Below are 26700 nucleotides of genomic sequence, written 5' to 3' on the forward strand. Positions count from 1 at the left end.
GTCCCCCGCCGCCCGCGCCCGCCGGAGGGCGGGGCGGCGGCCCGGCCGAACGGGAGGTCACGGCCTTCCTCTAGAGTGCTTCCGTCCCCTGCACGCGACTGTGGCGCCGGGCCCGGCGGCGCGTGCCGATCCCCCGCGCGCGGGCCCGAGCGAGGAGCGACCGTGACCGACCTGGCGTCCACGTCCCTGCCCACCCCCCTGCAGCGGGAGATCGCCCGGGATCTCCAGGTGAGCGCGTCCTTCGACGCGCGGCAGGAGATCGAGCGGCGGGTGGCCTTCCTCGCCGGGCAGCTGACGTCCACGGGCCTGCGCTCGCTGGTGCTGGGCATCAGCGGCGGCGTGGACTCCATGACCGCGGGACGGCTGTGCCAGCTCGCGGTCGAGCGGGTCCGCGCCGCCGGGCGGGAGGCGACGTTCTTCGCGATGCGGCTGCCGTACGGCGTGCAGGCCGACGAGGGGGACGCGCAGCTGGCGCTGGAGTTCATCCGGCCCGACCGGGTCCTGACCGTCGATGTGCAGCCCGCCAGTGACGCCGCGCTGGAGGCGCTGCTGGCCGGCGGCCTGGTCTTCCGCGACGCGCACCACCAGGACTTCACGCACGGCAACGTCAAGGCCCGGCAGCGCATGATCGCCCAGTTCGCGGTGGCGGGCGCGAACGAGGGTTTGGTCGTGGGCACCGACCACGCCGCCGAGGCGGTCTCCGGCTTCTTCACCAAGTTCGGCGACGGCGCGGCCGACGTGGTCCCGCTCACCGGCCTCACCAAGCGGCGCGTGCGGGCCGTGGCGGAGGCTCTGGGCGCGCCGTCCGCGCTGGTTCACAAGACCCCGACCGCGGACCTGGAGACGCTCAACCCGGGCAGGCCCGACGAGGAGGCCCTCGGCGTCACCTACGACGACATCGACGACTTCCTGGAAGGCGAGCCGGTCGGCGAGGCCGCCTTCGCGGCAATCGTCGGCCGCTACCGGCTCACCGAGCACAAGCGGCAGCCGCCGATCGCCCCCTGAGCCGATCCCGTCAGCCGGTCGGGGGAGGCGGAGACGACCGCCTCCCCGCAAGCCGGTCCCGCCGGCCGGTCGGGGGAGGCGGAGACGACCGCCGCCCGGGACGGGAGGGGTCCGCTAGGCGTCCGCCGGGCCGCCGAACGAGCCGTGCCGGCCGGCTCCGGCGGTGAAACGGGCCGCACCGGCGATCGCGTCGGCCGCCAGTGAGACCCGGCCGTGCCGGAACTCCGCGGCCAGCGCCTCCGGCTCGTCCAGGCCGTGCTGGTCCAGGACCGAGGCCCGGTCGCGGCGCATGCAGGTCTGCGGGAACGCGGCCAGCCCCGCGGCCAGGTCGCGGGCCGCCTCCACCGCCCGCCCGGCCGGGACGACCCGGTTCGCCAGCCCCATCCGCAGCGCCTCGGCCGCGTCCACCGGGCGGCCGGTGAGGATCATGTCCATCGCGTGGCTCTGGCCGATGAGGCGCGGGAGCCGTACGGTGCCTCCGTCGATCAGCGGGACGCCCCACCGGCGGCAGAACACCCCGAAGACGGCGGTCTCGTCGGCGACCCTCAGGTCCGCCCAGACGGCGAGTTCGAGGCCGCCCGCCACGGCGTGCCCGCTGATCGCGGCGATCACCGGCTTGGACAGCCGCATCCGGGTCGGGCCCATCGGGCCGTCGCCGTCCGGTTCGGCGCGGTTGCCATCTTCAGTGCCCAGCGCCCGCAGGTCGGCGCCCGCGCAGAACGTCCCGCCCTCGCCGTACAGGACCGCGACGGAGGCGTCCGGATCGGCGTCGAAGGCGCGGAAGGCCTCGGCGAGCGCCCGCGCGGTCGGGCCGTCCACGGCGTTGCGGCGCTCCGGCCGGTTGATCCCGATCAGAGTGACCGGCCCCTCCCGGCGCACCACGACCGTCGCCCGTCCGGTCATCGGCGTCCCTCCCGTCCGGTACGGCCGCCGCCCGGAGCGCCGGCTCGGCAGGAGCCTATCGGCGGCGGACGACGGCGATCACCCCCGCACGCGAACAGCGATCATGAGACGGAACGGCGGACCGCCCCCGGGTGTCACGGCCGCCTGGTAGAACCGACCTGCTGATCGATCACTCGGAAAGGACGATCATGACGGAGTCCCCCTCCCCGGCCGTGCCGTACGGCTCCCGCGTCCGGGGCTGCCTGCTCGGCGGCGCCGTCGGCGACGCCCTCGGCAATCCGGTCGAGTTCATGTCGCTGGGCGCGATCCGCTCGCGGTTCGGGCCGTCGGGGCTCACGGAGATGGTCGAGACCGAGATCACCGACGACACCCAGATGACGCTGTTCACCGCCGAGGGCCTGATCCGCGCCCGGCTGCACGGCGGCGACGCCCTGACCGCCGTGCGCGACGCCTACCTGCGCTGGCTCGACACCCAGGAGCACCGGGCGCCGCTCCCCGAGGGCGGCGGTTTCCGCACCGGGGAGTTGCGCACCCAGCGGTGGCTGTACGCCCGCCGCGCGCCCGGAAACGCCTGCCTGTCCGGCCTGCGCTCCGGAATCGTGCCCGCCCCGCCCGGGTTCCCCCTGGACCACGGGCCCGTCAACCCCCGGTCCAAGGGCTGCGGCACGGTGATGCGCTCGGCCCCGTTCGGCCTCCTCCCGGACATGCGGGACCCGGGCACGGGGAACGGCGACGGGACGGCCCCGGAGCCCGGATCGGCCGGCGACCCCGCCACCCTGGCCGCCGCCGCCGCCCGCATCACCCACGGCCACCCCACCGCCGCCGTCTCCTCCGGCGCGCTGGCGTGCCTCATCGGCCGGCTCGTCCGGGGCGACTCCCTGACCCGGGCCGTCACGATGACCGAGGGATGGTTGTCCGCCTTCGACGGCCAGGACGCCGAGCACCGGGAGACCGGCCTGGCGCTGCGCACCGCCCGGCGACTCGCCGCGAAGGGCGATCCCACCCCGGAGAAGGTCGAGAGCCTGGGCGGCGCCTGGGTCGCCGAGGAGGCCCTGGCCATCGCCGTCTACTGCGCCCTGGCCGAGCCCGACCCCCGCCGGGCCCTGCTGCTGGCGGTCAACCACTCCGGCGACGCCGACTCCACCGGCGCGATCTGCGGGAACATCCTCGGCGCGGCGTACGGCGAGCACGCCCTGCCCGCCGGCTGGGCGCACGCGGTCGAGGGCCGCGACGCCATCCTCCAGGTCGCCGACGACTTCGTCACGGCCTTCACCGGCGCCTCCGCCCCGGCCGGCGACCTCGTCGTCCGCTACCCGTCGTAGCGCGACCGTCAGCGCCCTGACCAGGATCTCCGTACGGCAAGCCTGGTCAGGACGCGTTTTCGCCTCTCGACGCCTTCTGCTGGTTTCCAGGGTTTGTCGCCCGCATGTGCCCTGGATGTGCCCTGCGATCTTCCTTCCGAGCGAGATCAGCTTCAGCGGTGAGCGCCTACTCCAGCGGTCTTCAGCTCATCGGCCGGCCAAGTGAAGGTCACCTTCGAAACTCCACGCGACTACGCTTCCCGTCTCGAAGACGAACTCCGCCCCCACGCCCTGGTCGGGGTCCTCGGCATCGAACTCCTCGACCACGCGTACAAGCCGCTCCCCGACATGCCGCGCGGAGGAAACCTCCACGGAAGCGGGAACGATGTCGACGCGGCTACCGAGTTCCGGCATCGTGTAGCTCTCCCCAGGCTCGTCCGGCGCGATGTGAAACGTCCAGTCAGCGGCGACACGGACCACGACGGTCACCGTCTCCAGGCGGAGCCATAGGTGCAGGAGCTCGGGGGTATCTGTCCCATGGACGAACAGGGCCGCAGCGACCGCCATCAGGCGCTGATGCTCCAAGCTTGGAAGACTCACCGCTCCATCATTCTCACGCTGTCCTAGCACGGCTCCAGCGACCTGAAGGACCAGCGGCCCTCGCCCCTCGTAGATCTGGGTGATCTCCGGCCCCTGCCCCGGTCACCTGCAAAAACCGCTCGATCATGCCGCCGAGCAGGGGTTACCTCTGTGGTCGCCTCGCGTCGCTTCTCACTGTTTTCGGCGCCCTCACGGAACAGCGACGGAACACGGTGCCTTACTGGCCGGCCGGCCACTTACGCGGGCATCGCGCTCTACGAGGCTGCAGATGGCGCCGCCTGACATCGGGTCGCCAGGCACTTCTCATCATGACCCACCTGCGCAACGGCGACACCTTCGCCTGCTCGGCCAGTGGATTCGGCATCGGCACCACCACTGCCTGGCGCTACGTCCGCGAAGCCGTCGACCTCCTCGCCTCGCTCGCCGACAACCTGCAGTCCGCCGTCAACCGCGCCGCCAGGCTGGCCTACGCCGTTCTGGACGGGACCCTCATCCCCACCGACCGGCCGGCAGACGGGAAGCCGTACCACTCCGGCAAGCATCACCGGCACGGCGTCAACGTGCAGGTCCTGGCTGACCCGGCAGGTCGGCTGGTGTGGGCCTCGCCGGCGCTGTCCGGGGCCACCCACGACCTGACCGCAGCCCGCACCGTCGCTCTCGTCGACGCGCTGACCGAGATCAGCATCAAGACCTTCGCCGACAAGGGTTACCAGGGGGCCGGGGCACCATTCGCACCCCTTCAAGCGGCATCGGCACCGTCCACGCCTGTCACGCAACCAGAAGTCGGTCAACCGGGCCCATGCCCGCATCCGCGCCATCGGCGAACGAGCCGTCGCCACGCTCCAGACGTGGGAGGTCCTGGCCCGTCTACGGTGCTGTCCCCACCGCGCGACCAGGATCGTCCAGGCGATCCTCGTCCTTCAGACTGTCCAAGACGGCCGCCAGCCAGGATGAAAACACTCATTGAGGATGTCCCAGCACCACACCAGCGGCGCACCGCCGAGCTGCCAATGCGTCGAGATGATCAGACCCCGGTACTGCCACCAACGGAAACTCTTCGCCTCGCCCGTGCGACCCCGGCAGTGTGCAGCGCATAAAACAGGTGCGCGCGCCCACCAGGACGAAAGCAGACCGCCCCGGCCACGATCACTCGCCCGGTGCTCCGGCCGCGCACGACCACCACCGGCCGCGCCCCACGCGGGGCGCCGGTACGTGCTTTCGGCGACCTCAGCCCCTGGCCTGTTTCTTCGGCGAAGCAGATCTAGGCGCTCAGGTCCGCCGCGATGGCTTTGCCCGCGGCCGCTCCTTCTCCTGCCATACCCCGATGACCTCCTCATCGCGTTCGACGGCTCGCCGCAGCGGTATCTGAGCCGACCAGCCGTGCCGCCTGAGCAGCTTGGCTACGCCCTGGACGGTGTAGCCGAGGTGGAACATCCGGCCGATCACCGTCTTGATGCGGCTCAGCGTCCAGTGCTGGTCATCGGCAACGCCATGAGCCAGCGTCCCGCGCTTGAGTTCAGCCTCCCGCTTGGCCCAGGATTGCGCCGACAGCCATTCTCGGGAGACCGGGCCGGCCGAGCGCAGCGCCTGCTCACCGCCCTGTTGTAGCAGGCGCGCCGGCGCCGTACCGAACGCGCGGTGACCCGTAACTCTTGCGCGATGAGCATGGTGTTCTCGCCGCGCGCGAAGCACTCAGCGGCCTGCAGTCGCACCTGCTCGCGTCGTTCTTGCTCGACGGGGGTGCACCCGCCCCGTTGCGCGTATCGCATGTCTCGGCAGTACAGCCGGAAGCGCCAGGCGTCACGACCCTGCGGACTCTACGAGTTCAACCGGAGTCACCTGACGAGAACATCCCATGAGGTTACCTAGAGTCATTTCGAAAGCCGTCACGATCACCTCCGTGGCCATCGTCGCACTGGCATCCTCAACCGCCTCTTCCAGTGCCGACACGTGGCCCTTCAACGGTTTGCAGCCAGATGGCGGAAACCACATCTATTGCTATGCGGGAACCGTTCCATCCACTCTCCAGGACAATATGCAGTCAGCAATTAATTACCTGTACTCCGCAACCAATACCGTGACTCAGCTGCACTCCTCATGCAACCTCAGCGGCTCCGGTCAGACGGACATGGTCTGGATGAATTATGTACTGGGCAGCGGCCAGTACGGCGGCACCAGATGTGACGTCTGGTGGGATGACCCCTATGCCGACCGCTGCGACAGATTCCGCGCGGTTGTCGACAAGAACTTCATCGACTCGGCGACGTCCAACCGCGAGAACCAGTACACCAAGACCGCCTGTCACGAACTCGGCCACACGGTTGGCCTGGCTCACTACGACCCCATGCTGCCTGCTCCCGCAGAAGGTCACGACTGCATGCGCAGCGGCCTATGGGCCGACGGTTCCGCATGGACGCGGACGTACAACAGCCACCACATCGACCATATCAACGCCTGGTTCTAGGCTCAGATAACCCTTCAGACCGAGGAGTGTCGGGTGCCCATATCGAAGCCACGTATCACGCTATGCCTGACCGTTGCCGCCCTTGCAATCGCTGGTTGCGGTGCATCGACGTCCGTCACCCACACGGACAACAAACCAACATCGGCCCAGGCCATCCGCACACCGGGCCAAAAAATCGATGTATCCGTTCTCCGGGCAACACATTTCGACTCCGACCACAAGGGATCACCCGAGGAGCTGGTCAAGGCGCGTGACCACGCCGTGATCGCAGTCGGAAGGGTGGAAGGCTTCGAACAGGGCCGCGATATATACGCCATGGAAAACGATCCTTATCCCGAGAAGCGCATCGTGATGCACGTGAAGGTGGAGGAATCGATAAAGAATCACGGCCTCGTCAAGGATGACCGCGTCTATGTTGATTTGGACCAAGGAGGGGTCTACCACGATGGGACTCCTCGCACGTCCCTTGAGGACTTCCGTAAGGCCATCCCGGCAGGCACAAAGGTGATGCTGTTCTTGTTCGAAGACCGGCGTACAGCGTTCCGCATCGACGGAGAACGGAACGGTCTGCCCGACGGCGGCCGCCTGACGGTTCCCGATCCGCAGGGCATCATCTTCGAGACCGGTAACCAACTGCTCGGGGGACAGGAGGACCTCGACGCCCGGTGGCAGCGGCTCGACAGCATCGACGCCGTCGCCGAACGAGTCCGCAAAACCGTAACGGAAGACTGACCCCGAGGTCCGCAACAGCGAGCCCCTGCGACGTAATCGGCTAAGGGCCGTCCCTCATTCGGCGAAACCGGGTCGCAGGCGGATGAAGTTATGTGCCCCACCCGTTTCGTGGACTTCAACAGCGCGCATTCCATACCGAGAGCCGCAGTGGACGCCGCGGAGGAACGAGGGTGCCCCGCGTCCAGGACTGCAGCCATCTCACCATCCGAGAATGCATCGGCCTCGCCCATCAGATCCTGCGAATTCAGGTAGAGCACGAACTGACGGATCAGGGGGTGAGGACCAGGCGGACGGGGTTGCCCTCCTTGCGCTCCAGGCGTTCCACGGCGACGGCGGCCTCGGCCAGGGGCAGAGTGCCGCTGATGGAGCCGCCGAGGTCCAGGCGGTGGTGGCGGGCGAGCTCGACGAGCTGGATGACGTGCTCGGGAGCGGAACCGTAGTGGCCGAGGATCTGCTGGCCGAAGTAGGAGAACGGGATGCTCTGGGCGATCGTCAGCGGGGCGGGGGTCAGGCCGACCAGCACGAGCCGCCCGCCCGCGGCCAGGCAGGAGACGGCCTGTTCCCGCACGGCGGCCACCCCGGCCATGTCGAAGGCCAGGTCCAGGCCCCGGCCGCCGGTGGCGGACAGGACGCGGTCCCTCAGGTCGGGCGCGGCGGCGTCCAGGGCGAGGTCGGCGCCGAGGGCGAGGGCGCGCTCGCGGGCGGCCCCGATCGGATCGACCGCGATGATCGGGGCTGCTCCGACCAGGCGGAGCAGCTGGACGGCGTGCGCCCCCAGCCCGCCCACGCCCCAGACCCCGACCGGCCGCGCGGGCGCCGCCCCGCCGGTGGCGACGATCGCGGCCCACGGGGTGGAGACGGCGTCGGGGATGATCGCCGCCTGCTCGAACGGCAGGCCGTCGGGGACGGCCACGAGGGTGTGGTGGGTGGCCAGGGCGTACTCCGCCCAGCCTCCGTCGTAGTCGACCCCGCGGGTGCGGACCTGCCGGCACGCTCCGACGAGGCGCACGCAGTCGGCGCACCGCCCGCACCGCTCCCCCGCCTGCAGGAGCACGCGCTGCCCGGCCGTCCAGCCGGCCGGGACGTCCGGGCCGAAGGCGTCGATGACGCCGGAGACCTCGTGGCCGAGGGTGACCTTGTCCGAGGAGAGGAAGAGGGGGTTCAGGCTGCCGTCGATCAGGTGGACGTCCGACAGGCACACGCCGGCCGCCTTCACCTTGATCCTGACCTGCCCCGGTCCGGGCTCGGGGACGGGCACTTCCTCGACGGCGAAGGTCTTGTTCCGGACGTCGAGCCGTCCGGCCAGCATGGTTGCGGTCATGAGGTCTTCCCTACGGGTAAGTGGTGTCGCACGGCCACGCGATCTCCGGTGAAGATACGCCGCCCACGCCTCCCTCACCCGGTGGACCCGCCGGGCGCGGCGGCATCAGTCTTCAGCGCCGGGACGGCGGCGCTCATGCCGGGCGGGCGTGGGTCTCCAGCGCCGGGACGGCAGTGCTCACGCAGGGTAGGCGTGGGTCTCGGCGGCCTTGACCGACGCCCACACCTGCCGGCCCGGGCTGAGGTCGAGCTCGGCCACGGCGGCGGGGGTGACGTCGGCGACGACCGGGAGGGGGCCCCGCAGGTGGACTCGGACGTTGTCGCCGTGACGCTCGACGCCCTCGATCGCGCCCTGCCACAGGTTGCGGGGGCTGCCGTCGGGACGGCTGCGGTACAGCGCGACCGCCGCGGGCGAGAAGGCGACGAACGCCGGGCCGTCGATCGGCTCGGCGGTGTGCATCAGCAGCTCGCCGACCTTGACCCGGGTCCCCTCGGCCGCACCCCGGTACAGGTTGAGCCCGACCAGGCGGGCGACGTAGTCGGTGCGCGGGCGGCGGGCGATCTCGGCCGGGCTGCCCTGCTGCACGACGGCCCCGTTCTCGATGACGACCAGGCGGTCGGCCAGGACCATGGCCTCCAGCGGGTCGTGGGTGACCAGGATCGTGGCGCCGTCGAAGTCGGCCAGATGGCGGCGGAGCCGGGAACGGGTCTCCAGGCGGGTGTGGGCGTCCAGGGCGGCCAGCGGCTCGTCCAGCAGGAGCAGGCGCGGCCGTACGGCCAGCGCCCGGGCCAGCGCGACGCGCTGGGCCTGCCCGCCGGACAGCTGCCGGGGTTTGGCGGAGGCGCGTTCGGCCAGGCCGACGCGCGCCAGCAGTTCGGCGGCGGCGCGGCGGGCCTCCGCCTTGGAGGCGCCCTGGCAGCGGGGGCCGAAGGCGACGTTGTCCAGCGCGGACAGGTGCGGGAACAGCAGGTAGTCCTGGAAGACCACGCCGATCGGCCGGTTCTCGGGCGGCAGGGTGTGCAGGAGGCGGCCGTCGAGGGTGATCTGCCCGTCGGACAGGGCGATCAGCCCGGCCAGGGCGCGCAGCGCGGTGGTCTTGCCCGCGCCGTTGGGCCCCAGCAGCGCGACCACCTCCCCGGCGCCCGCCTGAAGATCGATGTCGAGGCGGAAGGCGGGACGGTCCACGACGAGACGGGCGCTCAGGATCACCGGCGGGTTCACGCGCCGCCCACCCACCTCTCCCGCAGGCTGGCCAGGATGATCACCGAGACGGCCAGCAGCACCAGGCTGAGCACGACGGCGGCCTCCGGTTCGGTCTCCAGCGCCAGGTAGACCGCCAGCGGCATGGTCTGGGTGGTGCCGGGGAAGTTGCCGGCGAAGGTGATGGTGGCGCCGAACTCCCCCAGGGCCCGCGCCCAGCACAGCACCGCCCCCGCCAGCACGCCCGGGGTGATCAGCGGCAGGGTCACCCGCCGGAACACCGTCCAGCGGGAGGCGCCCAGCGTGGCCGCGGCCTCCTCGAAACGCCGGTCGGCGCCGCGCAGCGCGCCCTCGACGCTGATCACCAGGAACGGCATCGCCACGAACGCCTCGGCGATGACGACCCCGGCGGTGGTGAAGGGCAGGGTGACGCCGAAAGTCTGATCCAGCCAGGAGCCGACCAGCCCGCGCCGGCCCAGCACCAGCAGCAGCGCCACGCCGCCGACCACCGGCGGCAGCACCAGGGGGACGGTGACCAGGGCCCGCAGCAGGCGCCGGCCGGGGAAGGCGGTGCGGGCCAGCAGCCAGGCCAGCGGCACCCCCAGCAGCAGGCAGATGGCGGTGGCGACGGTGGCGGTGACCAGCGAGAGCCGCAGCGCCTGGAGCACCTGGGGTTCGGCCAGCCGCGCCGGCAGGGTGGACCAGGGGGCGCGGATCAGCAGCCCGGCCAGCGGCAGCACCAGGAACACCAGCCCGAGCACGGCCGGGACCACCAGCGGCCGGGGCAGCCGGCCGGACACGCCGCCCGGTTCCCGGCCGCGGGTGCGACCGGGAACCGGGGCGTTGGAGGTCCTCACCGGTCAGGGGACCTGGAAGCCGGCTCTGGTCAGCACGTCCTTGCCCCGGGCCGAGAGCACCAGGTCGACGAACTGCCGGGCCGTGGACCCGGCCGGGGCCCCGGTCAGCGCGGCGATCGGGTAGTCGTTGATCGCCTGGTCGGCCTCGGGGAAGTCGATGCCGGTCACCTTGCCGCCGGAGGCGATCACGTCGGTGGCGTAGACGAGCGCGGCGTCGACCTCGCCGAGCTCGACCTTGGTCAGGGTGGCCTTGACGTCCTGCTCCAAGGTGACAGGGGTGACCTTCAGCCCGGCCGCCTCCAGCGCCTTGACGGCCGCGGCGCCGCACGGCACCTGCGCGGCGCACAGCGCCACCTTCACCTTCGCGTCCGCCAGGTCCTCGAGCTCGCCGACTTCGGCGGGGTTGCCGGCCGGCACGGCGATCTGCAGCTTGTTGCGCGCGAAGGTGGCCGGCGCGCCCGCCAGGGCGGCGTCGGTGACGGTCTTCATGGTGGCCGGGCTGGCCGCGGCGAACACGTCCGCCGGGGCGCCCTGGACGATCTGCTGGGCCAGGGTGGCGCTGGAGCCGAAGTTGAACTCCACCGTGACGCCGGGATGGGCGTCCTTGAACGTCTTGCCGAGCTCGGTGAAGGCCCCGGTCAGCGAGGCCGCGGCGAACACCGTCAGCTTCTGCGCGTTCCCGCCGGCCGCCGGGGCGGACGCGGTGGAGGCGGCGCCCGGTTCGCCGGCGCCGCACCCGGGCACGAGGGCGAGCAGGACGGGCAGGGCGAGGGCCCAGCGGAGCAGACGCCTGGACATCGAAGGGGACTCCTTGTCAGTTTCCGGCCGCGTGTTCGAGGCCGGGGGTCTCCACGACGACGTTGGTGGACTTGACCACCGCGACGGCCACCACGCCGGGCTCCAGACCGAGTTCGTCGGCCGCCTGGCGGCTCATCAGCGACACCACCCGGAACGGCCCGGCGGCGATCTCCACCTGCGCCATCACCGCGTCCCGGATCACCTCGGTCACGATCCCGCGAAAACGGTTGCGCGCGGAGGAGCGCCCGGCGCCGTTCTCCGGCGTCCCGGTCTGGGAGCGGGCGAAGGCGGCCAGGTCGGCGCCGTCGACGCGCCGGTGGCCGTGCTCATCGCGCTCGGCCGTCAGCCGGCCCGCGTCCACCCACCGGCGCACGGTGTCGGCGCTGACCCCGAGCAGCGCGGCGGCCTCGCTGATCCGGAATGTCGTCACAAGTCCTCACCATACCCTCCGCACATTCGATGTGTAGCATCCGGATACCGACGCAGTAGCGATGCGATCCGTAGCAATGCCCTCGCATCCGCGAGATCGGGTCCGGCCCGTGGAACCTGCCTCCCTCCGCGGCCAGGCTATGGAGGGTTGACGGTTCCGCCGTCGATATCCGGGCAGGAAGCGAGGGACCAGACCGTGTCCGTACATACGGTACGGACACGGACACAACAGATAAGGGGGCGGTCCATGCCTCTCATCGACCGAGAATGCGTCCGGAAGCTGCTGGATTCATCGGACCCCGACGCCACCCTGGTGTTCGTCCGGGGAGACTGCCTGGTCATGCCGGAGCGGGAGATCGACGACGCCCACCGAGGGCTGGTCGTCATGAGCCGCAAGGACCTGACCAGGGTTCTTCCGGAGGGCGGCACGATCACCGAGCAGCAGCTCGACATGCTGGCCGACCGGCTCGACAACATCGTCCGGGATCTGGGCGCCTGACCGGAGTCACCGGGATCCGGGCGCGCCGGACGGCGGCGGGCCCGGATCCGCGGTCAGGCCCTGGATCTGAGCGGGGCCGGGACCTCAGCGGGTCCGGGGCGGAGATCGGGGCCCGGACCGGGGTGCGGCCCGGGTCTGGAGGGGGTCCGGGGCGCGGCGGTCAGTCCTGCGCCATCATCCTGACGAACTCCTCGAAGGAGAACCGCCCGTCGCCGTCGGCGTCGGCGTCCTGGCGCAGCGAGCCGATCGCCTCGGCCGGGAGGTCCGGGAAGTGCCGGACGAGTTCCTTCTCCGTGATGAAGCCGTCGCCGTCGCCGTCGATGGCGGTGAACGCCGTCCGCAGCTCGGCCAGCCGCTCCTCCGACATGTGCCCTGCCTTCCGTAGTCCGAGTCAGCAGACAACCTACGGGATTCCCGGAGAGGCGACGACTCCGGCCGCTCCCGCGACGGCCACGAACGATTGTGCGGTGCACAACGATGCTTCGCGAACATGACAACGGGCCCCGGTTCCCCCTACGTTGACCGGCGTGTTCGACGTGCTCATCCACGGCGGCCGGGTGATCGACGGCACCGGCGCCGCGCCGTACCCCGCCGACGTCGGTGTCCGTGACGGCCGCGTCGAGGCGGTCGGCGACCTGTCCTCCGCCGGCGCCCCCGGCGCGGTCCGCGTCGACGCCGCCGGCAGGCTGGTGGTCCCCGGCTTCATCGACACCCACGTGCACGGCGACGCCACCGTGCTGGACCCGGAGGTCCAGCTGGCGGCCCTGCGGCAGGGCGTCACCACGTTCGTGCTCGGGCAGGACGGCCTCTCCTTCGCGCCGTCCTCCCCTCGGACCCTGCGCTTCGTCACCCGCTACTTCGCCGCGATCAACGGCGCCCACCCGGCGCTGGACGGCGGCCCGGTGAGCGTGGCGGAGCTGCTGGCCTCCTACGACCGGACCACCGCCCTCAACACCGTCTACCTGGTCCCGCACGGCACGGTCCGGCACGCCGCCGCGGCCGACCCGGGCGCGATGCTGCGCATGGTGGAGCGGGGCCTCGCCGAGGGCGCGGCCGGACTGTCCAGCGGCCTGGAGTACATCCCCGGCCGGTACGGCGACGCCGCCGAGCTGGCCGCGCTGTGCGCGCCCGTCGCCGCGGCCGGCCTGCCGTACGTCACCCACATGCGCGGCTACGAGGAGGCGGCGGCCGCCGGCCTGGCCGAGGCCCGGCTGATCGCCGAGAGGTCCGGGGTGGCGCTGCACGTCTCGCACTACCACGGTCCCGGGGCGGAGCTGGCGGGGATGATCGACGACGCCCTCACGGCGGGCCTGGACGTCACCTTCGACAGCTACCCGTACCTCAGCGGGTTCAGCATCCTGGCGATGGTGGCCCTCCCCCGTGACCTGGACGACCCCGATCTCGACCGCATCGTGGAACGCCTGCACGATCCGGAGGTGCGGCGCCGCCTGGCCCGCGAGGCCGACCCCACCCTCTGGCACCGCGCCGTGCTGGCGCACGTCCCCGGCGCCGGGCTGGCCTGGGCCGAGGGCCGGAGCATCGCCGAGGCCGCGGCCGAGGCCGGGCGGGAGCCCGCCGCGTTCTGCGCGGACCTGCTGATCGCGACCGGCCTGGCCGCGAGCTGCGTGTTCGCCCAGCCGCCGGGCAACGACGACGCCTCCATGCGCCTGCTGCTGCGTCACCCGGCCCAGCTGGGCGGATCCGACGGCATCCACATCGGCGGCCACCCGCATCCCCGGGCCTTCGGGGCGTTCGCCCGCTTCCTCGGCCGCCACGTCCGCGAACTGGGCGACTGGACCTGGCAGGAGGCGGTCGCGCACCTGGCCTCCGGCCCCGCCCGCCGCTTCGGCCTGGCCGACCGGGGCGGGATCCGGCCCGGCATGGCCGCCGACCTGGTCGTGATCGACCCGGACCGGGTGACCGACACCGCCGACTACTCCCGGCCGCGCGTCCTGGCCGAGGGGATCGACGACGTGCTGGTCGGCGGCGTCCCGGTGCTGGCGGGCGGCGCCCTGACCGGCGCGCGGCCCGGGCGTCCCCTGAGGCCGCGATGAGCGCCCCAGGCTCCGGCTCCGATTCCGGCTCCAGCCCCGTTCCCGCCTCCGGTCCCGGTCCCGGTCCCGGTTCCGGCTCTGGTCCTGGTCCCGGTTCCGGCTCTGGTCCCGGTCCCGGTTCCGGCTCTGGTCCCGGTCCCGGTCCCGGTTCCGGCTCCGGCTCCGGCTCCGGGCGCAACCAGTCGGCCTCGCTCCGCCGGGCGCTGTCCGTGCTGGAGTACGTGCGCGACCACACGAGCACCGGGCAGGGACTGTCGCTGTCCCGGCTCGCCGGGGCGCTCGGCCTGTCCAAGAGCACCGTGCTGCGGCTGGCCGCCCCGCTCGTCGAGACCGGGCTGCTGGACCGCGACCGCAGGACCGGCGCCTACCGGCTCGGGCACGGCGCGCTCCGCCTCGGCCAGGCCTACCTGTCCACGCTCGACCTGCGTTCCGTGGCCGCGGAGGAGACCCGCGAGCTGATGCGCGAGGTCGACGAGACCGTGCACCTGGTCGTCTACGAGCCGCCGTACGTCGTCTACATCGACAAGGTCGAGAACGAGGGCAAAGTGCGCATGGCCTCCCGCATCGGCAGCCGGGGGCGCCTGTACTGCACCGCCGTCGGCAAGGCGATCCTCGCCTGGCAGCCGGAAGCGGTCGTGGAGGAGGCCGTGGCCGCCGGGATGCCGGCCCTCACCCGCCACACGATCACCGATCCGGTACGGCTCCGCACCGAGCTGGCCCGGATCCGGCAGCGCGGCTACGCGGTGGACGACCGCGAGAACGAGCCCGAGGTCCGCTGCGTGGCCGCGCCCATCTTCAACCACGACGACGCCGCGACGGCCGCCGTCTCCGTCTCGGGCCTGACCTCGAGGATCACCGCCGCCCGGGTGCGCGACCTGGGACCGCTGGTGGCGCGGGCCGCCCTGCGCATATCCAGGAAGCTGGGGTCGTCACGATGACGGCTCTCCCGGCCTCCCAGCATCCCCTCGCCTCCCAGCGTCCCCTTCGACCCCCTCGCCTCTCCTCACCCTCACCTCCCGGCGCCCCCTTGCCTCCCGGCCTTTTCCCGTCTTCTCCGCCCCCGGCGTCTTTCCCGTCCCTCCCGACAGAACCGGAGCCCGCCCGATGACCGACCTGGTGACGCTCGGCGAGACCATGGCCCTGTTCACCGCGCGGCGCGTCGGCGCGCTCCGGCACGCCCGCGACTTCGACCTCGGCGTGGGCGGCGCGGAGTCGAACGTGGCGATCGGCGTCACCCGCCTGGGTCTGCGGGCCGCCTGGATCGGCAGGGTGGGGGCCGACGAGTTCGGCGAGCTGGTCCGCTCCACCCTGGCCGGGGAGCACGTGGACGTCTCCCGGGCCGTCGTCGACCCGGACGCGCCCACCGGCCTGATGGTCAAGGGCCGGCGCACCGCCGACCTGGTGGACGTGCGCTACTACCGGTCGGCGAGCGCCGGCTCCCGGCTCCGCCCCGCGGACCTGGACCCCGAGCTGATCCGCTCGGCCCGGGTCCTGCACGTCACCGGGATCACCCCCGCGCTCTCGGCCACCGCGCTGGAGGCGGTCCGCGCGGCGGTGGCCGAGGCGCGGGCCGCCGGGGTCCCCGTCTCGATGGACGTCAACTACCGTCGCGCCCTGTGGCCGCCCGACCGGGCGGCCGCCGTGCTGAATGAGATCGTCAGAAGCTGTGACGTGCTGTTCGTCACCGAGGCGGAGGGGCGCATGCTCGTCGAGGGCGTCGCCCCCGCCGCGCCGGCCGCGGGCGACGGCCCCGGCGTCCCGGCCGCGGGCGGCAGCCTCGCCGACGTGGCCGCGGCGGGTGACCCCGCGGGGCTGGCTTCGGCCCTGGCCGCTCTGGGCCCCCGCCACGTGCTCGTCAAGCTGGGGGCGCGGGGCGCGGTGGAACTCTCGGCGGGCGAGGTACGGCACGGCGCGCCCTACCGGGTCACCGAGCTGGACCCGGTCGGCGCCGGGGACGCCTTCGCCGCCGGCTGGCTGGCCGGCTGGCTGACCGGGGCGGACCCGGAACGGCGGCTGGACACGGCCTGCGCCGCCGGGGCGTTCGCGGTGACCGCCGGCGGGGACTGGGAGAGCCTCCCCCTGCGGGCGGACCTGGAGTCCCTGGCCCTCGGCGGCACGGGCGACGCGGTGCGCCGCTAGCCGTACCCGCCGCTACCCGTACCCGCCGCCGGCCGTACCGCACCTGCCTCTAGCCGTACCGCACCCACCGCTACCCGTACCCGCCTCCGGCCGTGTCGCCTCCGGTGCCCGGCGGCCGAACCACGCGGACATCGCCGGCCCGACCGCCGGAGCACCGATGCGGCAGCGCCCCCGATACGGAAAGGACCCCCGTGACGATCACGGGGGTCCTTTTCCGCGTTGCGGCCGTACCGGCCCCGGCGGGGCCGTACGGGCCTCAGTAGATCGGGCGCGAAGAAGAGCGCAGCCGCTCCAGGGCCTCGGCCAGGATCTGCGCGCCGTCCTTGTCGCTGCGGCGCTCCTTCACGTAGGCCAGGTGCGTCTTGTAGGGCTCGTTGCGCGGAGGCGCGGGCGGGTTGGCCTGGTCCTGACCGGCCGGGAGACCGCAGCGCGGGCAGTCCCAGAACTCGGGGACGGCCGCGTCGCTGGCGAAGCTGGGGCGCGTCTCATGCATGTTCGCGCACCAGAACGGGACCCTCACACGGGGAGCCGCCTCGCCACGCTCAGCCTCTCCCATCGGGCCGGCGCCGACGCGGCTGCCACGGATCGCGTTGCCACTACCCACGGATGAACTCCTCGCTCGATGGCCCCGCCGCTCGGGATACGGGGGGCTTAACCACTGTCACGCTTCCGGCGGACCCGGATCGGGGCCTAGGGCTTAAGGAGCAGGCCCAGGGCGATGATGCACACGAACCAGACCACCCCGGTGATGATGGTGAGCCGGTCAAGGTTGCGCTCCACCACGGAGGAACCACCGAACGACGACGAGAAACCACCACCGAACAGATCCGACAGACCGCCGCCTTTGCCCTTGTGGAGCAGGACGAGCAGGATCATCAGCATGCTCGACAGAATGAGGGCGATGGAGATTCCGATTGTCACCGTTGGACCTGTTTCCTTGTTGCGCGACCCGCGTCCGGGCGCGACCCCTTATGTACGACTCTACGACGCCGTATGACGTGACGATTCAAACTTGCTCTAAGAGGGTACGACCTGTTGTCAAGTCGTACCCTCCGAACGGCTCGGTCAGCCGGTCATCTCGCCGAACCGGCAGATCTTGACGAACTCTCCCGGGTCGAGGCTCGCGCCACCGACCAGGGCCCCGTCGACGTCTTCCTGGGCCATGATGCCGGCGATGTTGTCCGACTTGACCGAGCCACCGTAAAGGATACGGACCTTGGCGGCCACCTCGCCGTCGTACAGCTCGGCGAGCCGGGCCCGAAGCGCCCCGCAGACCTCCTGGGCGTCGGCCGGGGTCGCCACCTCGCCGGTGCCGATCGCCCAGACCGGCTCGTAGGCCAGGACGATCGAGGCGGCCTGCTCGGCCGGGACGTCGCGGAGCGCCCCGTCGAGCTGCGCGACGCTGTGCGCCACGTGACCGCCGGACTGGCGGACCTCCAGGCCCTCCCCCACGCACAGGATCGGCGTGAGCGAGTGCCGGTAGGCGGCCTTCACCTTCGCGTTGACCAGCGCGTCGTCCTCGCGGTGGTACTGCCGCCGCTCGGAGTGGCCGATCGTGACGAAGGCGCACCCGAGCTTGGCGAGCATGGCGCCGGAGATCTCCCCGGTGTACGCGCCGCCGTCGAAGGGCGACAGGTCCTGCGCGCCGTACACGATCCGCAGCTTGTCGCCGTCCACCAGCGTCTGCACGCTGCGCAGGTCGGTGTACGGCGGCAGCACGGCGACCTCGACCTTGTCGAAGTCCTTGTCGTTCAGCCCGAACGCCAGCTTCTGGACGGTGGCGATGGCCTCGAGGTGGTTGAGGTTCATCTTCCAGTTGCCGGCGATGAGGGGTTTGCGCCCTGCGGTCATCTGCTATGCCTCCAGCGCGGCGAGTCCGGGCAGCGTCTTGCCCTCCAGGTATTCGAGGCTGGCCCCGCCACCGGTGGAGATGTGCGAGAACCCGTCCTCGGGGAGGCCGAGCCGGCGCACGGCCGCGGCCGAGTCGCCACCGCCGACGACGGTGAACGCCTCAGCCCGGATCAACGCCTCGGCGACCGCGCGGGTTCCCCCGGAGAACGCCTCGAACTCGAAGACGCCCATCGGGCCGTTCCAGAACACGGTCTTGGCGTCGGCCAGCTTGCCCGCGAACAGCTCGCGGCTGCGCGGGCCGATGTCCAGGCCCTGCCGGTCGGCCGGGATCGCGGTGGCGTCGACCACCTCGTACTCGGCGTCCTCGGCGAACTCGACGGCCGCCAGCACGTCGACCGGGAGGACGAGCTCCACGCCACGCTCGTCGGCCTCGCGCAGGAAGCCGCGCACCTGGTCGAGCTGGTCCTCCTGGAGCAGCGACTGCCCCACCTCGAAGCCCTGGGCCGCCAGGAAGGTGTAGGCCATGCCGCCGCCGATGAGCAGCCGGTCGACCTTGGTGAGCAGGTTGGCGATGACGCCGAGCTTGTCGGAGACCTTCGCGCCGCCGAGCACCACGACGTACGGCCGGGCGGGGTCCTCGGTCAGGCGCTTGAGCACCTCGACCTCGGTGACGATCAGCCCGCCGGCCGCGTGCGGCAGGATCTGCGGCACGTCGTAGACGCTGGCGTGCTTGCGGTGCACCGCGCCGAAGCCGTCGCCGGCGTAGAGCTCGGCGAGCGAGGCCAGCCTGCGCGCGAACTCCCCGCGCAGGACGTCGTCCTTGGACTCCTCGCCGGCCTCGAAGCGCAGGTTCTCCAGCAGGGCCACCTGGCCGTCTCCCAGGCCCGCCACGACGGACTGGGCCGAGTCGCCGACCACGTCACCGGCGAAGGCGACGTCGGTCTCCAGGAGCTCGCTCAGGCGGCGCGCCACCGGGGCCAGGGAGTACTTCGGGTTCACCGAGCCCTTCGGGCGGCCGAGGTGAGCGCAGACGATCACTTTCGCGCCGCGCCCGGCCAGGTCCCTGATGGTGGGCAGCGAGGCGCGGATGCGGCCGTCGTCGGTGATGACGTCCCCCTCCAGGGGGACGTTCAGGTCGGCGCGCACGAGCACGCGCCGGCCCTTCACGTCGAGCTGGGACAGGTCCTTCATCAGAGGTTGGCACCCACGAGCTCGATGAGGTCGCCCAGGCGGTTGGAGTAGCCCCACTCGTTGTCGTACCAGCCGACGACCTTGACCTGGTTGCCGATCACCTTGGTCAGGGGGGCGTCGAAGATGCAGGAGGCCGGGTCGGTGACGATGTCGGCCGAGACGATCGGGTCCTCGTTGTAGCTGAGGAAGCCCTTGAGCGGGCCCTCGGCGGCGGCCTTGAGCGCGGCGTTGACCTCCTCGACGGTGGTCTCGCGGCCGACCTCGACGGTCAGGTCGGTGGCCGAGCCGGTGGGGATCGGCACGCGCAGCGCGTAGCCGTCCAGCTTGCCCTTGAGCTCCGGCAGGACCAGGCCGATCGCCTTGGCGGCGCCGGTGGAGGTCGGGACGATGTTCAGCGCGGCGGCGCGGGCGCGGCGCAGGTCGTTGTGCGGGGCGTCCTGCAGGTTCTGGTCCTGCGTGTAGGCGTGGATGGTGGTCATCAGACCCTTGGTGATGCCGAAGGTGTCGTTGATGACCTTGGCCATCGGGGCCAGGCAGTTGGTGGTGCAGGAGGCGTTGGAGATCACCGTGTGGTTGGCCGGGTCGTACTGGTCATGGTTGACGCCCATGACGATCGTGACGTCCTCGTTCTTGGCCGGGGCCGAGATGATGACCTTCTTGGCGCCGTTCTCGGCGTGGACGCGGGCCTTGTTGGCGTCGGTGAAGAAACCGGTGGACTCCACGACGACGTCCACGCCCAGGTCGCCCCAGGGCAGCTTGGCGGGGTCGCGCTCGGCGAAGGCCTTGATCGCCTTGCCGTCCACGATGATCTCGTCGGCGGTGCTCTTCACCTCGTACGGCAGGCGGCCGAGGATGCTGTCGTACTTGAGCAGGTGGGCGAGCGTGGCGTTGTCGGTCAGGTCGTTGACCGCAACGATCTCGATGTCCTTGCCGCTGGCAGCGACCGCGCGCCAGAAGTTGCGGCCGATGCGGCCGAATCCGTTGACGCCTACGCGGATGCTCACGGTGCCGATCTCCTCGTACGTCGGTGCGCCGGCCGGATGGACCGGCGTCTTGGGCGGGCTGATACCTCATCACGAACACTAGCGGAACCCGATTGGTTTAGACCATTGGCGGTCCCCCCTTTGCCTGACCCCGCATTTCACACAAATTCCGAGTTATCGCCGGACTTTTCGAGTAAAGTCCCGCACTCGTCACAGTAAGCACCTCGACCGCACAGGAACCCGCGATGACAGACATGACCCCCCAACCCCGTAGCGGCCTGGTGCCCGGCATCGTCGTCGGACTCCTCGCCGCCGTCCTGGGCGCCGCCGCCTACGGCGCCTTCATCACCGTCACCGAGCTCGAACTGGGCCTCATCGCCATCGGCGTCGGCATCCTCGTCGGCCTGGCCATGATGGCCGTCAAACCGACCAGCCCGGTACTGCCCGCACTGGCCGCCGTTTTCTCCCTCGCCGGCGCGGCCCTGGGCACCTTCCTCGGCGGCGTCGGCTCGGTGGTGAAGGCCACCGGCGGCACGCTGTCCTACGGCCAGGCCGTGAGCCTGGTCGCCGACATCTTCCCCACCGCCATCGAGGAAGACCCCAAGACCCTGCTGTTCTGGGCCCTCGCCGGCGCGGCCGGCTTCGCCTTCGTGAACAAGCGAGTCAAGGCCGCCCGCCAGGCCTTCGCCGCGCCCTCCTACCCGCAGCAGAAGGGCGTGACGCCCGTGGACAACTTCAAGCCCCACAACCAGGGATAGGCGGTACGGCAGCCGCCCGCCTCCGCCCGGACCGCACAGAGCGGGAGGCCGGGCGCGGGCCGCGGCCCATGACACACGAGAGCCGCGGGGCGCGGGACTTCTGAAGTCCCGGACCCCGCGGCTCTTGTCGCGTTCGCCGTGCCGCCATCGCGTTCGCCGTGCCGCTACGGGGCCGGGCCGTCCCTCACGGAGACCAAGCCGGGCCGTTCCTCACGGGGCGAGCATGTCCACCGTGAGGTTCGCCTCGGTGTTGGGGATGCCGATGTCCTGGGCCCGCTTGTCGGCCATGGCCAGCAGGCGGCGGATCCGCCCGGCGATGGCGTCCTTGGTCAGCGGCGGGTCGGCGAGCTGGCCGAGCTCCTCCAGTGAGGCCTGCTTGTGCTCCACGCGGAGCCGTCCGGCGACCACCAGGTGATCGGGGGCCTCGTCGCCGAGGATCTCCAGGGCGCGCTGGACCCGGGCGCCGGCGGCGACCGCGGCGCGGGCCGAGCGGCGGAGGTTGGCGTCGTCGAAGTTGGCCAGGCGGTTGGCGGTGGCGCGCACCTCGCGGCGCATGCGGCGCTCCTCCCAGGCCAGCACGCTGTCGTGGGCGCCCAGCCGGGTCAGCAGCGCGCTGATCGCGTCGCCGTCGCGGACCACGACCCGGTCGACGCCGCGCACCTCGCGGGCCTTGGCGTGGATCTTCAGGCGCCGGGCGGACCCGACGAGCGCGAGCGCCGCCTCCGGCCCCGGACAGGTGATCTCCAGCGACATGGACCGGCCGGGCTCGGTCAGGGACCCGTGCGCGAGGAACGCGCCCCGCCAGGCGGCCTCGGCGTCGCAGGTGGCGCCCGCGACGACCTGGCGCGGCAGGCCCCGGACCGGGCGGCCGTGGTTGTCGATCAGGCCGGTCTGGCGCGCCAGGGCCTCCCCGTCGCGGTAGACCCGCACCAGGTAGCGGGAGCCTTTGCGCAGCCCCGCCGGGGCGAGGACGAGCACCTCGGCCCTGTGCCCGAACACCTCACCGATGTCCTTGATGAGCCGGCGCGCCGTGACGTTGGTGTCCAGCTCCGCCTCGATGACGATCCGCCCGCCCACCAGGTGCAGCCCGCTCGCGAACCGCAGCAGCGTCGAGACCTCGGCCTTGCGGCAGCAAGGCTTCAGAACCGGGAGCCTGCTCAGCTCGTCCTTCACCACACCTGTCATCGCCATGCGCGTTCGTCCTCCCCCATGTGAACCCGTGCGGCCCGGAATACACCAGGCTCACAGAAGTTTCTCGCACTCGCGAGCCGCACCGGCCAGGATCACCGCTTCTCATGGAAAATCTCGTTCAGGACCGAGGCAAGACGACGTGGGTCGTGCCTCGGAGAGCCGTCCGGGACCGCGACGTCGGCCAGGACGAGCCGGCCGCCCAGTCCGACCGCGGTCTTCTCCAGCCCGTCGGGGTCGTCGACCACCCCGGTGTCGGCCAGCACCACGTCGATCGCCAGATCGGGCGCGTGCTGCCAGAGCACCTCCAGGTGCTGCTGGGGGGAGAAGTCGTCGGTCTCCCCCGCCTGGGGCGCCAGGTTCAGCGTGACCAGCCGCCGGGCGCGGGTGGTGTGCAGGGCCTCGGCGAGCTCGGGCACCTTCAGGTGCGGCAGCACGCTCGTGAACCACGACCCGGGGCCGAAGACGACCCACTCGGCGTCCAGGACCGCCTGGACCGCCTCGGGGCAGGCCGGGGGATTCTCCGGGACGAGCGAGATGGCCTGGACCCGGCCCGGGGTGAGGGCGCAGGCCACCTGACCGCGCACGGTGCTCACCTCGCCGTCCAGCTCCACCTCGGCGGCGATGTCGAGCGGGACCGAGGACATCGGCAGCACCCGGCCGTGCGCGCCGAGCAGCCGCCCCAGCCAGTCGAGCCCCGCGACGGTGCCGCCGAGCTTCTCCCACAGCGCCACGATGAGCAGGTTGCCGACCGCGTGACCGTGCAGCTCGCCCTCGCTGCGGAAACGGTGCTGGACGACCTCGCTCCAGGTCCGGCCCCACTCGTCGTCACCGCACAGCGCGGCCAGCGCCATGCGCAGGTCACCGGGGGGCACCACGCCCAGCTCGCGGCGGAGCCGCCCGCTCGACCCTCCGTCGTCGGCCACGGTGACCACCGCCGTCAGCTCGCAGGTGACCCGCCGCAACGCGGTCAGCGAGGCGTACAGCCCGTGCCCGCCGCCGAGCGCGACGACTCTGGGCCCCTCGCCCGGCTGCTCGGGCAGGACGGCTCCGGACCCGTCACCCGTCTGTGCGCCGACGCCGGCCCGGCCGCCGGCCGCCGGCTCCCGCCCCGGGCCCATGCCCCCGGGTCTCCCACCCGGCTGCCCCGGACCTCCGCCGGCGCCTCTCTCTCCGCGCTTCGCCCCGCTCACCCCCGCTCACCCCGCTCTCTTCGCCCCGCTCACTCCCGGCCCACATCACGGTGGCTGACCTGCACGTCCATGCCGCCCCTGTCACGCAGGCGGGCGGCGATCTGCTCGGTCATGGCCACGCTGCGGTGCTTGCCGCCCGTGCATCCGACGGCGAGCGTGGCGTACCCCTTGCCCTCACGGGTGTATCCGGCGGCGATGATGCCGAGCACCTCCTCGTAGGCGTCGAGAAGCTCCTTGGCGCCCGTCTGGTTGAGGACGTAGTCCCGCACGGGGGCGTCGAGGCCGTTCATCGGGCGCAGCTCCGGGACCCAGTGCGGGTTGGGCAGGAACCGGCAGTCGACGACCAGGTCGGCGTCGACGGGCAGGCCGTACTTGAAGCCGAAGGAGACCACGTTGACCCGCAGACCCGGGCGGTTCTCCCCGCCGAAGAAGGCGACGATCTTGCCGCGGAGCTCGTGGACGTTCAGGTTGGAGGTGTCGATGACCAGGTCGGCGTTGGCCCGGACCTCGCGCAGGATGCCGCGCTCGCGAGCGATGCCGTCGACCAGGCGGCCGTCACCCTGCAACGGGTGGGGACGGCGGACGTTCTCGAACCTGCGGACCAGCTCCTCGTCGCTGGCCTCCAGGAACACGACCCGTACGGCGACGCCCCGCCCGTCCAGCTCCTCGATCGCGGCGTTGAGATCGGTGGTGAAGGCCAGACTGCGCACGTCGACCACCGCGGCGACCTTGTCCGCGGCGAGCTTGACCCGCCCGGCCTCCTCCGCCATGGCGAACAGCAGCCCCGGCGGCAGGTTGTCGATGACGAACCAGCCCAGATCCTCCAGAGCCTTGGCCGCCGTGCTCCGCCCCGCACCGGACATGCCGGTGACGACAACGAACGCCGGCTCTCTCCCGCTCACGCCGCCTCCTCCGTCGGCCGCGTCCGCGACGCTACCGTGCCCATGGCCCGCTCGCTCCGCTCGCTCACGCTGGGTTCTCCCCCTTCAACGCCGACACGATCGTCTCGGCCGTCGCGGGGCCGATCCCGGGAACCTGGCAGATCTCGGCCGCGGTCGCCTCACGCAGCCGCTTCACCGATCCGAAATGCTTGATCAGAGCCTGCCTCCGAGCCGGACCGAGCCCGGGCACGTCGTCCAGGGCACTCTCCCGCACGCTCTTGGAGCGTTTGGAACGATGGTAGGCGATCGCGAAGCGATGCGCTTCGTCACGGACCCGCTGCAGGAGGTAAAGGGCCTCGCTGGAGCGGGGAAGGATGACCGGGAGGTCCTCGCCGGGCAGCCACACCTCCTCCAGCCGCTTGGCCAGTCCGCAGACCGCGACGTCGTCCACGCCCAGCTCGTCCAGGGCCCGCTGGGCGGCCGCCGCCTGGGCCGGGCCGCCGTCCACGACGACCAGGTGGGGCGGGTAGGCGAACTTGCGCGGCCGGCCCGTCTCCGGGTCGATGCCCGGCGACGAGGGCTCGGCGGCGACGTCGCCCCCGGCTCCCTCTCCGGCGTCCTCCTCGAACGCCACGGGCCCCGCGCCGCCTCCGGGACCGGCAGAGCCCACGGAGCCCGCGGAACCCAGGACCTCTCCATCGCCCCCCTCGGGCCCGGAGGACTCCGCGGGCCCGGCGCCCGCCTCCGCGAGCTCCGCGGCCTCCCCGAGCTCCGCGAGCTCCCCGGTGGCCACGCGCTCCTCCAGGTAGCGCTTGAACCGGCGGGAGATCACCTCGTGGATGGACGCGACGTCGCCCTCGACGGAGCGGACGGAGAACCTGCGGTATTCGCTCTTGCGGGCCAGGCCGTCCTCGAACACCACCATCGACGCCACCACGTTGGTGCCCTGCAGGTGGGAGACGTCGTAGCACTCGATGCGGAGCGGCGCCTGGTCCAGGTCCAGCGCGTCGGCGAGCTCCTGCAGCGCCTTGCTCCGCGCGGTCAGGTCGCTGGACCGCTTGAGCTTGTGCTGGGCCAGGGACTCCTTGGCGTTGCGCTCGACGGTCTCCATCAGCGACCGCTTGTCGCCCCGCTGCGGCACGCGGATCTCCACCCGGGATCCGCGCTGCTCGCCGAGGAGCTCGGCGACGGCGTCCGCGTCGGGCGGGAGCACCGGCACCAGAACCTCCCTGGGCAACGTCTCGGGGGTGGCCTCGCCGTACATCTGCAGCAGGAAGTGCTCGACCAGCGCGGCGGGACCGGTCTCCTCGATCTTGTCGACCACCCAGCCCTGCTGCCCCCGGATCCGCCCGCCGCGCACGTAGAAGACCTGGACGGCCGCCTCCAGGGGGTCCTCCGCCAGCGCGATGACGTCGCAGTCGGTGTTGTCGCCCAGCACCACGGCCTGCTTCTCCAGCGCCCGCCGCAACGCCTCGATGTCGTCGCGGAGCCGGGCCGCCCGTTCGTATTCCTGCTCGGCGGCGGCCTGGCGCATCTCGCCCTCCAGCCGCTTGATGAACCGGCCGGTGTTGCCCGCCATGAAGTCGCAGAAGTCCTCGGCGAGCGCGCGATGCCCGGCCGCGGTGACACGGGAGACGCACGGCGCCGAGCACTTGTCGATGTAGCCCAGCAGGCAGGGCCGCCCGATCTGCGCGGCCCGCCGGAACACCCCGGACGAGCAGCTCCTGATCGGGAACACCCGCAGCAGCAGGTCGACGGTCTCCCTGATCGCCCAGGCGTGCGAGTAGGGTCCGAAGTAGCGGGTGCCCTCGCGCTTGGCGCCGCGCAGCACCTGCACACGGGGGAACTCCTCCCCCATGGTCACCGCGAGGTAGGGGTAGGACTTGTCGTCGCGGTATTTGACGTTGAACCGCGGGTCGTACTCCTTGATCCAGGAGTATTCGAGCTGGAGCGCCTCGACCTCGGTGCCGACGACCGTCCAGTCGACGGCCGCGGCGGTCGTGAGCATGGTCTGGGTGCGCGGGTGCAGCCCCGCGAAGTCGGCGAAGTAGGAGTTGAGCCGCTGGCGCAGGCTCTTGGCCTTGCCGACATAGATGACCCGGCCCTCGGGGTCTTTGAACCGATAGACGCCGGGAGATTCGGGGATCGACCCCGGACTCGGCCGGAAGCTCGCCGGACCGCCTGCAGATCTCGCCACGGTGAAAGCCTATCGGCCCTCGCCGACAGATCCCGGCCTCGCGTCCGCGCCCCGTGACCCGGACGGCGCCGCACATCCCGGGGCCGCGCCTGCGTCCCCGATCCGCGTCCCCGGCATACGCCCCGGCCCGTGTCTCCGCCCGCGCGCCGGCGGGCC

The 26700-nt window shown here is 71.9% G+C and carries 27 protein-coding genes and 1 pseudogene; 10 read left to right on the top strand and 18 right to left on the bottom strand.

Annotation, left to right across the window (positions count from 1 at the left end; all coding sequences use genetic code 11):
• The first annotated feature begins 171 nt into the window (after nucleotides 1-171).
• The gene (gene nadE, locus Plo01_RS17575; RefSeq protein WP_373871694.1) at nucleotides 172-1005 is read left to right on the top strand and encodes an NAD(+) synthase; all 834 of its coding nucleotides are present in this window, start codon (nucleotides 172-174) and stop codon (nucleotides 1003-1005) included.
• A gap of 114 nt (nucleotides 1006-1119) precedes the next feature.
• Here nadE and Plo01_RS17580 read toward each other — a convergent pair whose 3' ends face one another.
• On the bottom strand, nucleotides 1120-1908 hold the full coding sequence (locus Plo01_RS17580; protein WP_203891701.1) for a crotonase/enoyl-CoA hydratase family protein: 789 nt from the start codon (nucleotides 1906-1908) through the stop codon (nucleotides 1120-1122).
• A 188-nt stretch (nucleotides 1909-2096) separates the two neighbouring features.
• On the opposite strand from Plo01_RS17580, the gene Plo01_RS17585 reads away from it, so the two are divergent.
• A complete protein-coding gene (locus Plo01_RS17585) occupies nucleotides 2097-3230 on the top strand; it encodes an ADP-ribosylglycohydrolase family protein (protein ID WP_203891702.1) in 1134 nt (377 codons plus the stop codon).
• A 186-nt stretch (nucleotides 3231-3416) separates the two neighbouring features.
• Here the strand turns inward: Plo01_RS17585 and Plo01_RS17590 are convergent, their stop codons facing one another.
• Nucleotides 3417-3794: a hypothetical protein gene (locus tag Plo01_RS17590; protein ID WP_239316543.1), complete on the bottom strand. Its 378-nt coding sequence runs from the start codon at nucleotides 3792-3794 to the stop codon at nucleotides 3417-3419.
• 323 nt (nucleotides 3795-4117) lie between these two features.
• Between Plo01_RS17590 and Plo01_RS17595 the strand changes: the two genes are divergently transcribed.
• Nucleotides 4118-4906 (top strand): transposase family protein, encoded by a 789-nt coding sequence (locus Plo01_RS17595; protein WP_444980763.1) that lies wholly within the window; start codon nucleotides 4118-4120, stop codon nucleotides 4904-4906.
• Between the two features lie 172 nt (nucleotides 4907-5078).
• Here Plo01_RS17595 and Plo01_RS17600 read toward each other — a convergent pair whose 3' ends face one another.
• Entirely contained in the window at nucleotides 5079-5501 is a 423-nt protein-coding gene (locus Plo01_RS17600) for a helix-turn-helix domain-containing protein (RefSeq protein ID WP_203891703.1), read from the bottom strand.
• 208 nt (nucleotides 5502-5709) lie between these two features.
• Here Plo01_RS17600 and Plo01_RS17605 point away from each other — a divergent pair, with 208 nt between their 5' ends.
• The gene (locus Plo01_RS17605; protein ID WP_203891704.1) at nucleotides 5710-6273 is read left to right on the top strand and encodes a hypothetical protein; all 564 of its coding nucleotides are present in this window, start codon (nucleotides 5710-5712) and stop codon (nucleotides 6271-6273) included.
• A gap of 33 nt (nucleotides 6274-6306) precedes the next feature.
• Nucleotides 6307-7005, top strand: a complete 699-nt coding sequence (locus Plo01_RS17610; RefSeq protein WP_203891705.1) for a hypothetical protein — start codon at nucleotides 6307-6309, stop codon at nucleotides 7003-7005.
• 268 nt (nucleotides 7006-7273) lie between these two features.
• On the opposite strand, the gene Plo01_RS17615 is transcribed toward Plo01_RS17610, so the two are convergent.
• The 5 genes from Plo01_RS17615 to Plo01_RS17635 form a co-directional block, all read right to left on the bottom strand.
• Nucleotides 7274-8326: a zinc-binding dehydrogenase gene (locus Plo01_RS17615; RefSeq protein ID WP_203891706.1), complete on the bottom strand. Its 1053-nt coding sequence runs from the start codon at nucleotides 8324-8326 to the stop codon at nucleotides 7274-7276.
• 177 nt (nucleotides 8327-8503) lie between these two features.
• Nucleotides 8504-9547, bottom strand: coding sequence for an ABC transporter ATP-binding protein (locus Plo01_RS17620; protein ID WP_239316545.1), 1044 nt, complete (start codon nucleotides 9545-9547; stop codon nucleotides 8504-8506).
• Nucleotides 9544-10326 (bottom strand): ABC transporter permease, encoded by a 783-nt coding sequence (locus Plo01_RS17625; RefSeq protein ID WP_239316553.1) that lies wholly within the window; start codon nucleotides 10324-10326, stop codon nucleotides 9544-9546. Before Plo01_RS17625 ends, Plo01_RS17620 begins: the two co-directional genes overlap by 4 nt.
• Nucleotides 10327-10386: 60 nt before the next feature.
• Complete coding sequence (gene modA, locus Plo01_RS17630; RefSeq protein ID WP_203891708.1) at nucleotides 10387-11181, bottom strand: molybdate ABC transporter substrate-binding protein; 795 nt, start codon at nucleotides 11179-11181, stop codon at nucleotides 10387-10389.
• Nucleotides 11182-11197: 16 nt separating this feature from the next.
• Nucleotides 11198-11611 (bottom strand): TOBE domain-containing protein, encoded by a 414-nt coding sequence (locus tag Plo01_RS17635; protein WP_203891709.1) that lies wholly within the window; start codon nucleotides 11609-11611, stop codon nucleotides 11198-11200.
• 246 nt (nucleotides 11612-11857) lie between these two features.
• On the opposite strand from Plo01_RS17635, the gene Plo01_RS17640 reads away from it, so the two are divergent.
• A complete protein-coding gene (locus Plo01_RS17640; RefSeq protein ID WP_203891710.1) occupies nucleotides 11858-12109 on the top strand; it encodes a hypothetical protein in 252 nt (83 codons plus the stop codon).
• 160 nt (nucleotides 12110-12269) lie between these two features.
• On the opposite strand, the gene Plo01_RS17645 is transcribed toward Plo01_RS17640, so the two are convergent.
• A complete protein-coding gene (locus tag Plo01_RS17645) occupies nucleotides 12270-12476 on the bottom strand; it encodes an EF-hand domain-containing protein (protein WP_203891711.1) in 207 nt (68 codons plus the stop codon).
• A 160-nt stretch (nucleotides 12477-12636) separates the two neighbouring features.
• Here Plo01_RS17645 and Plo01_RS17650 point away from each other — a divergent pair, with 160 nt between their 5' ends.
• From Plo01_RS17650 to Plo01_RS17660, 3 genes and pseudogenes are all read left to right on the top strand, one after another.
• Nucleotides 12637-14163, top strand: a complete 1527-nt coding sequence (locus Plo01_RS17650; RefSeq protein ID WP_203891712.1) for an N-acyl-D-amino-acid deacylase family protein — start codon at nucleotides 12637-12639, stop codon at nucleotides 14161-14163.
• A gap of 173 nt (nucleotides 14164-14336) precedes the next feature.
• Nucleotides 14337-15101: pseudogene (locus Plo01_RS17655) on the top strand (IclR family transcriptional regulator); the annotation flags it as partial.
• 166 nt (nucleotides 15102-15267) lie between these two features.
• Nucleotides 15268-16302 carry a sugar kinase gene (locus Plo01_RS17660; protein ID WP_203891714.1) on the top strand — a complete coding sequence of 345 codons (1035 nt, stop codon included), beginning with the start codon at nucleotides 15268-15270 and terminating at the stop codon, nucleotides 16300-16302.
• A gap of 256 nt (nucleotides 16303-16558) precedes the next feature.
• On the opposite strand, the gene Plo01_RS17665 is transcribed toward Plo01_RS17660, so the two are convergent.
• The 5 genes from Plo01_RS17665 to gap all read right to left on the bottom strand — a co-directional run bounded on the left by Plo01_RS17665 (nucleotide 16559) and on the right by gap (nucleotide 20348).
• Nucleotides 16559-16906, bottom strand: coding sequence for an RNA polymerase-binding protein RbpA (locus Plo01_RS17665; protein ID WP_084780255.1), 348 nt, complete (start codon nucleotides 16904-16906; stop codon nucleotides 16559-16561).
• A gap of 86 nt (nucleotides 16907-16992) precedes the next feature.
• On the bottom strand, nucleotides 16993-17223 hold the full coding sequence (gene secG, locus Plo01_RS17670) for a preprotein translocase subunit SecG (protein WP_068899030.1): 231 nt from the start codon (nucleotides 17221-17223) through the stop codon (nucleotides 16993-16995).
• Nucleotides 17224-17367: 144 nt separating this feature from the next.
• A complete protein-coding gene (gene tpiA, locus Plo01_RS40320) occupies nucleotides 17368-18153 on the bottom strand; it encodes a triose-phosphate isomerase (protein WP_239316549.1) in 786 nt (261 codons plus the stop codon).
• Nucleotides 18154-18156: 3 nt separating this feature from the next.
• Nucleotides 18157-19344, bottom strand: coding sequence for a phosphoglycerate kinase (locus tag Plo01_RS40325; RefSeq protein WP_239316551.1), 1188 nt, complete (start codon nucleotides 19342-19344; stop codon nucleotides 18157-18159).
• Nucleotides 19344-20348 carry a type I glyceraldehyde-3-phosphate dehydrogenase gene (gene gap / locus Plo01_RS17680; protein WP_203891715.1) on the bottom strand — a complete coding sequence of 335 codons (1005 nt, stop codon included), beginning with the start codon at nucleotides 20346-20348 and terminating at the stop codon, nucleotides 19344-19346. The genes Plo01_RS40325 and gap overlap by 1 nt, the downstream gene beginning before the upstream one ends.
• Before the next feature lie 224 nt (nucleotides 20349-20572).
• On the opposite strand from gap, the gene Plo01_RS17685 reads away from it, so the two are divergent.
• Nucleotides 20573-21085: a hypothetical protein gene (locus Plo01_RS17685; protein ID WP_203891716.1), complete on the top strand. Its 513-nt coding sequence runs from the start codon at nucleotides 20573-20575 to the stop codon at nucleotides 21083-21085.
• 210 nt (nucleotides 21086-21295) lie between these two features.
• Here Plo01_RS17685 and whiA read toward each other — a convergent pair whose 3' ends face one another.
• From whiA to uvrC, 4 genes are all read right to left on the bottom strand, one after another.
• Entirely contained in the window at nucleotides 21296-22276 is a 981-nt protein-coding gene (whiA, locus tag Plo01_RS17690) for a DNA-binding protein WhiA (RefSeq protein ID WP_203891717.1), read from the bottom strand.
• Between the two features lie 92 nt (nucleotides 22277-22368).
• On the bottom strand, nucleotides 22369-23394 hold the full coding sequence (locus tag Plo01_RS17695; RefSeq protein ID WP_203891718.1) for a gluconeogenesis factor YvcK family protein: 1026 nt from the start codon (nucleotides 23392-23394) through the stop codon (nucleotides 22369-22371).
• A gap of 101 nt (nucleotides 23395-23495) precedes the next feature.
• Nucleotides 23496-24368, bottom strand: a complete 873-nt coding sequence (rapZ, locus tag Plo01_RS17700) for an RNase adapter RapZ (RefSeq protein WP_203891719.1) — start codon at nucleotides 24366-24368, stop codon at nucleotides 23496-23498.
• A 64-nt stretch (nucleotides 24369-24432) separates the two neighbouring features.
• Nucleotides 24433-26544, bottom strand: coding sequence for an excinuclease ABC subunit UvrC (uvrC, locus tag Plo01_RS17705; protein WP_203891720.1), 2112 nt, complete (start codon nucleotides 26542-26544; stop codon nucleotides 24433-24435).
• Nucleotides 26545-26700: the final 156 nt, after the last annotated feature.

Origin of the sequence: Planobispora longispora, from assembly GCF_016863135.1 — a bacterium.
Taxonomy (GTDB): Bacteria; Actinomycetota; Actinomycetes; order Streptosporangiales; family Streptosporangiaceae; genus Planobispora; species Planobispora longispora.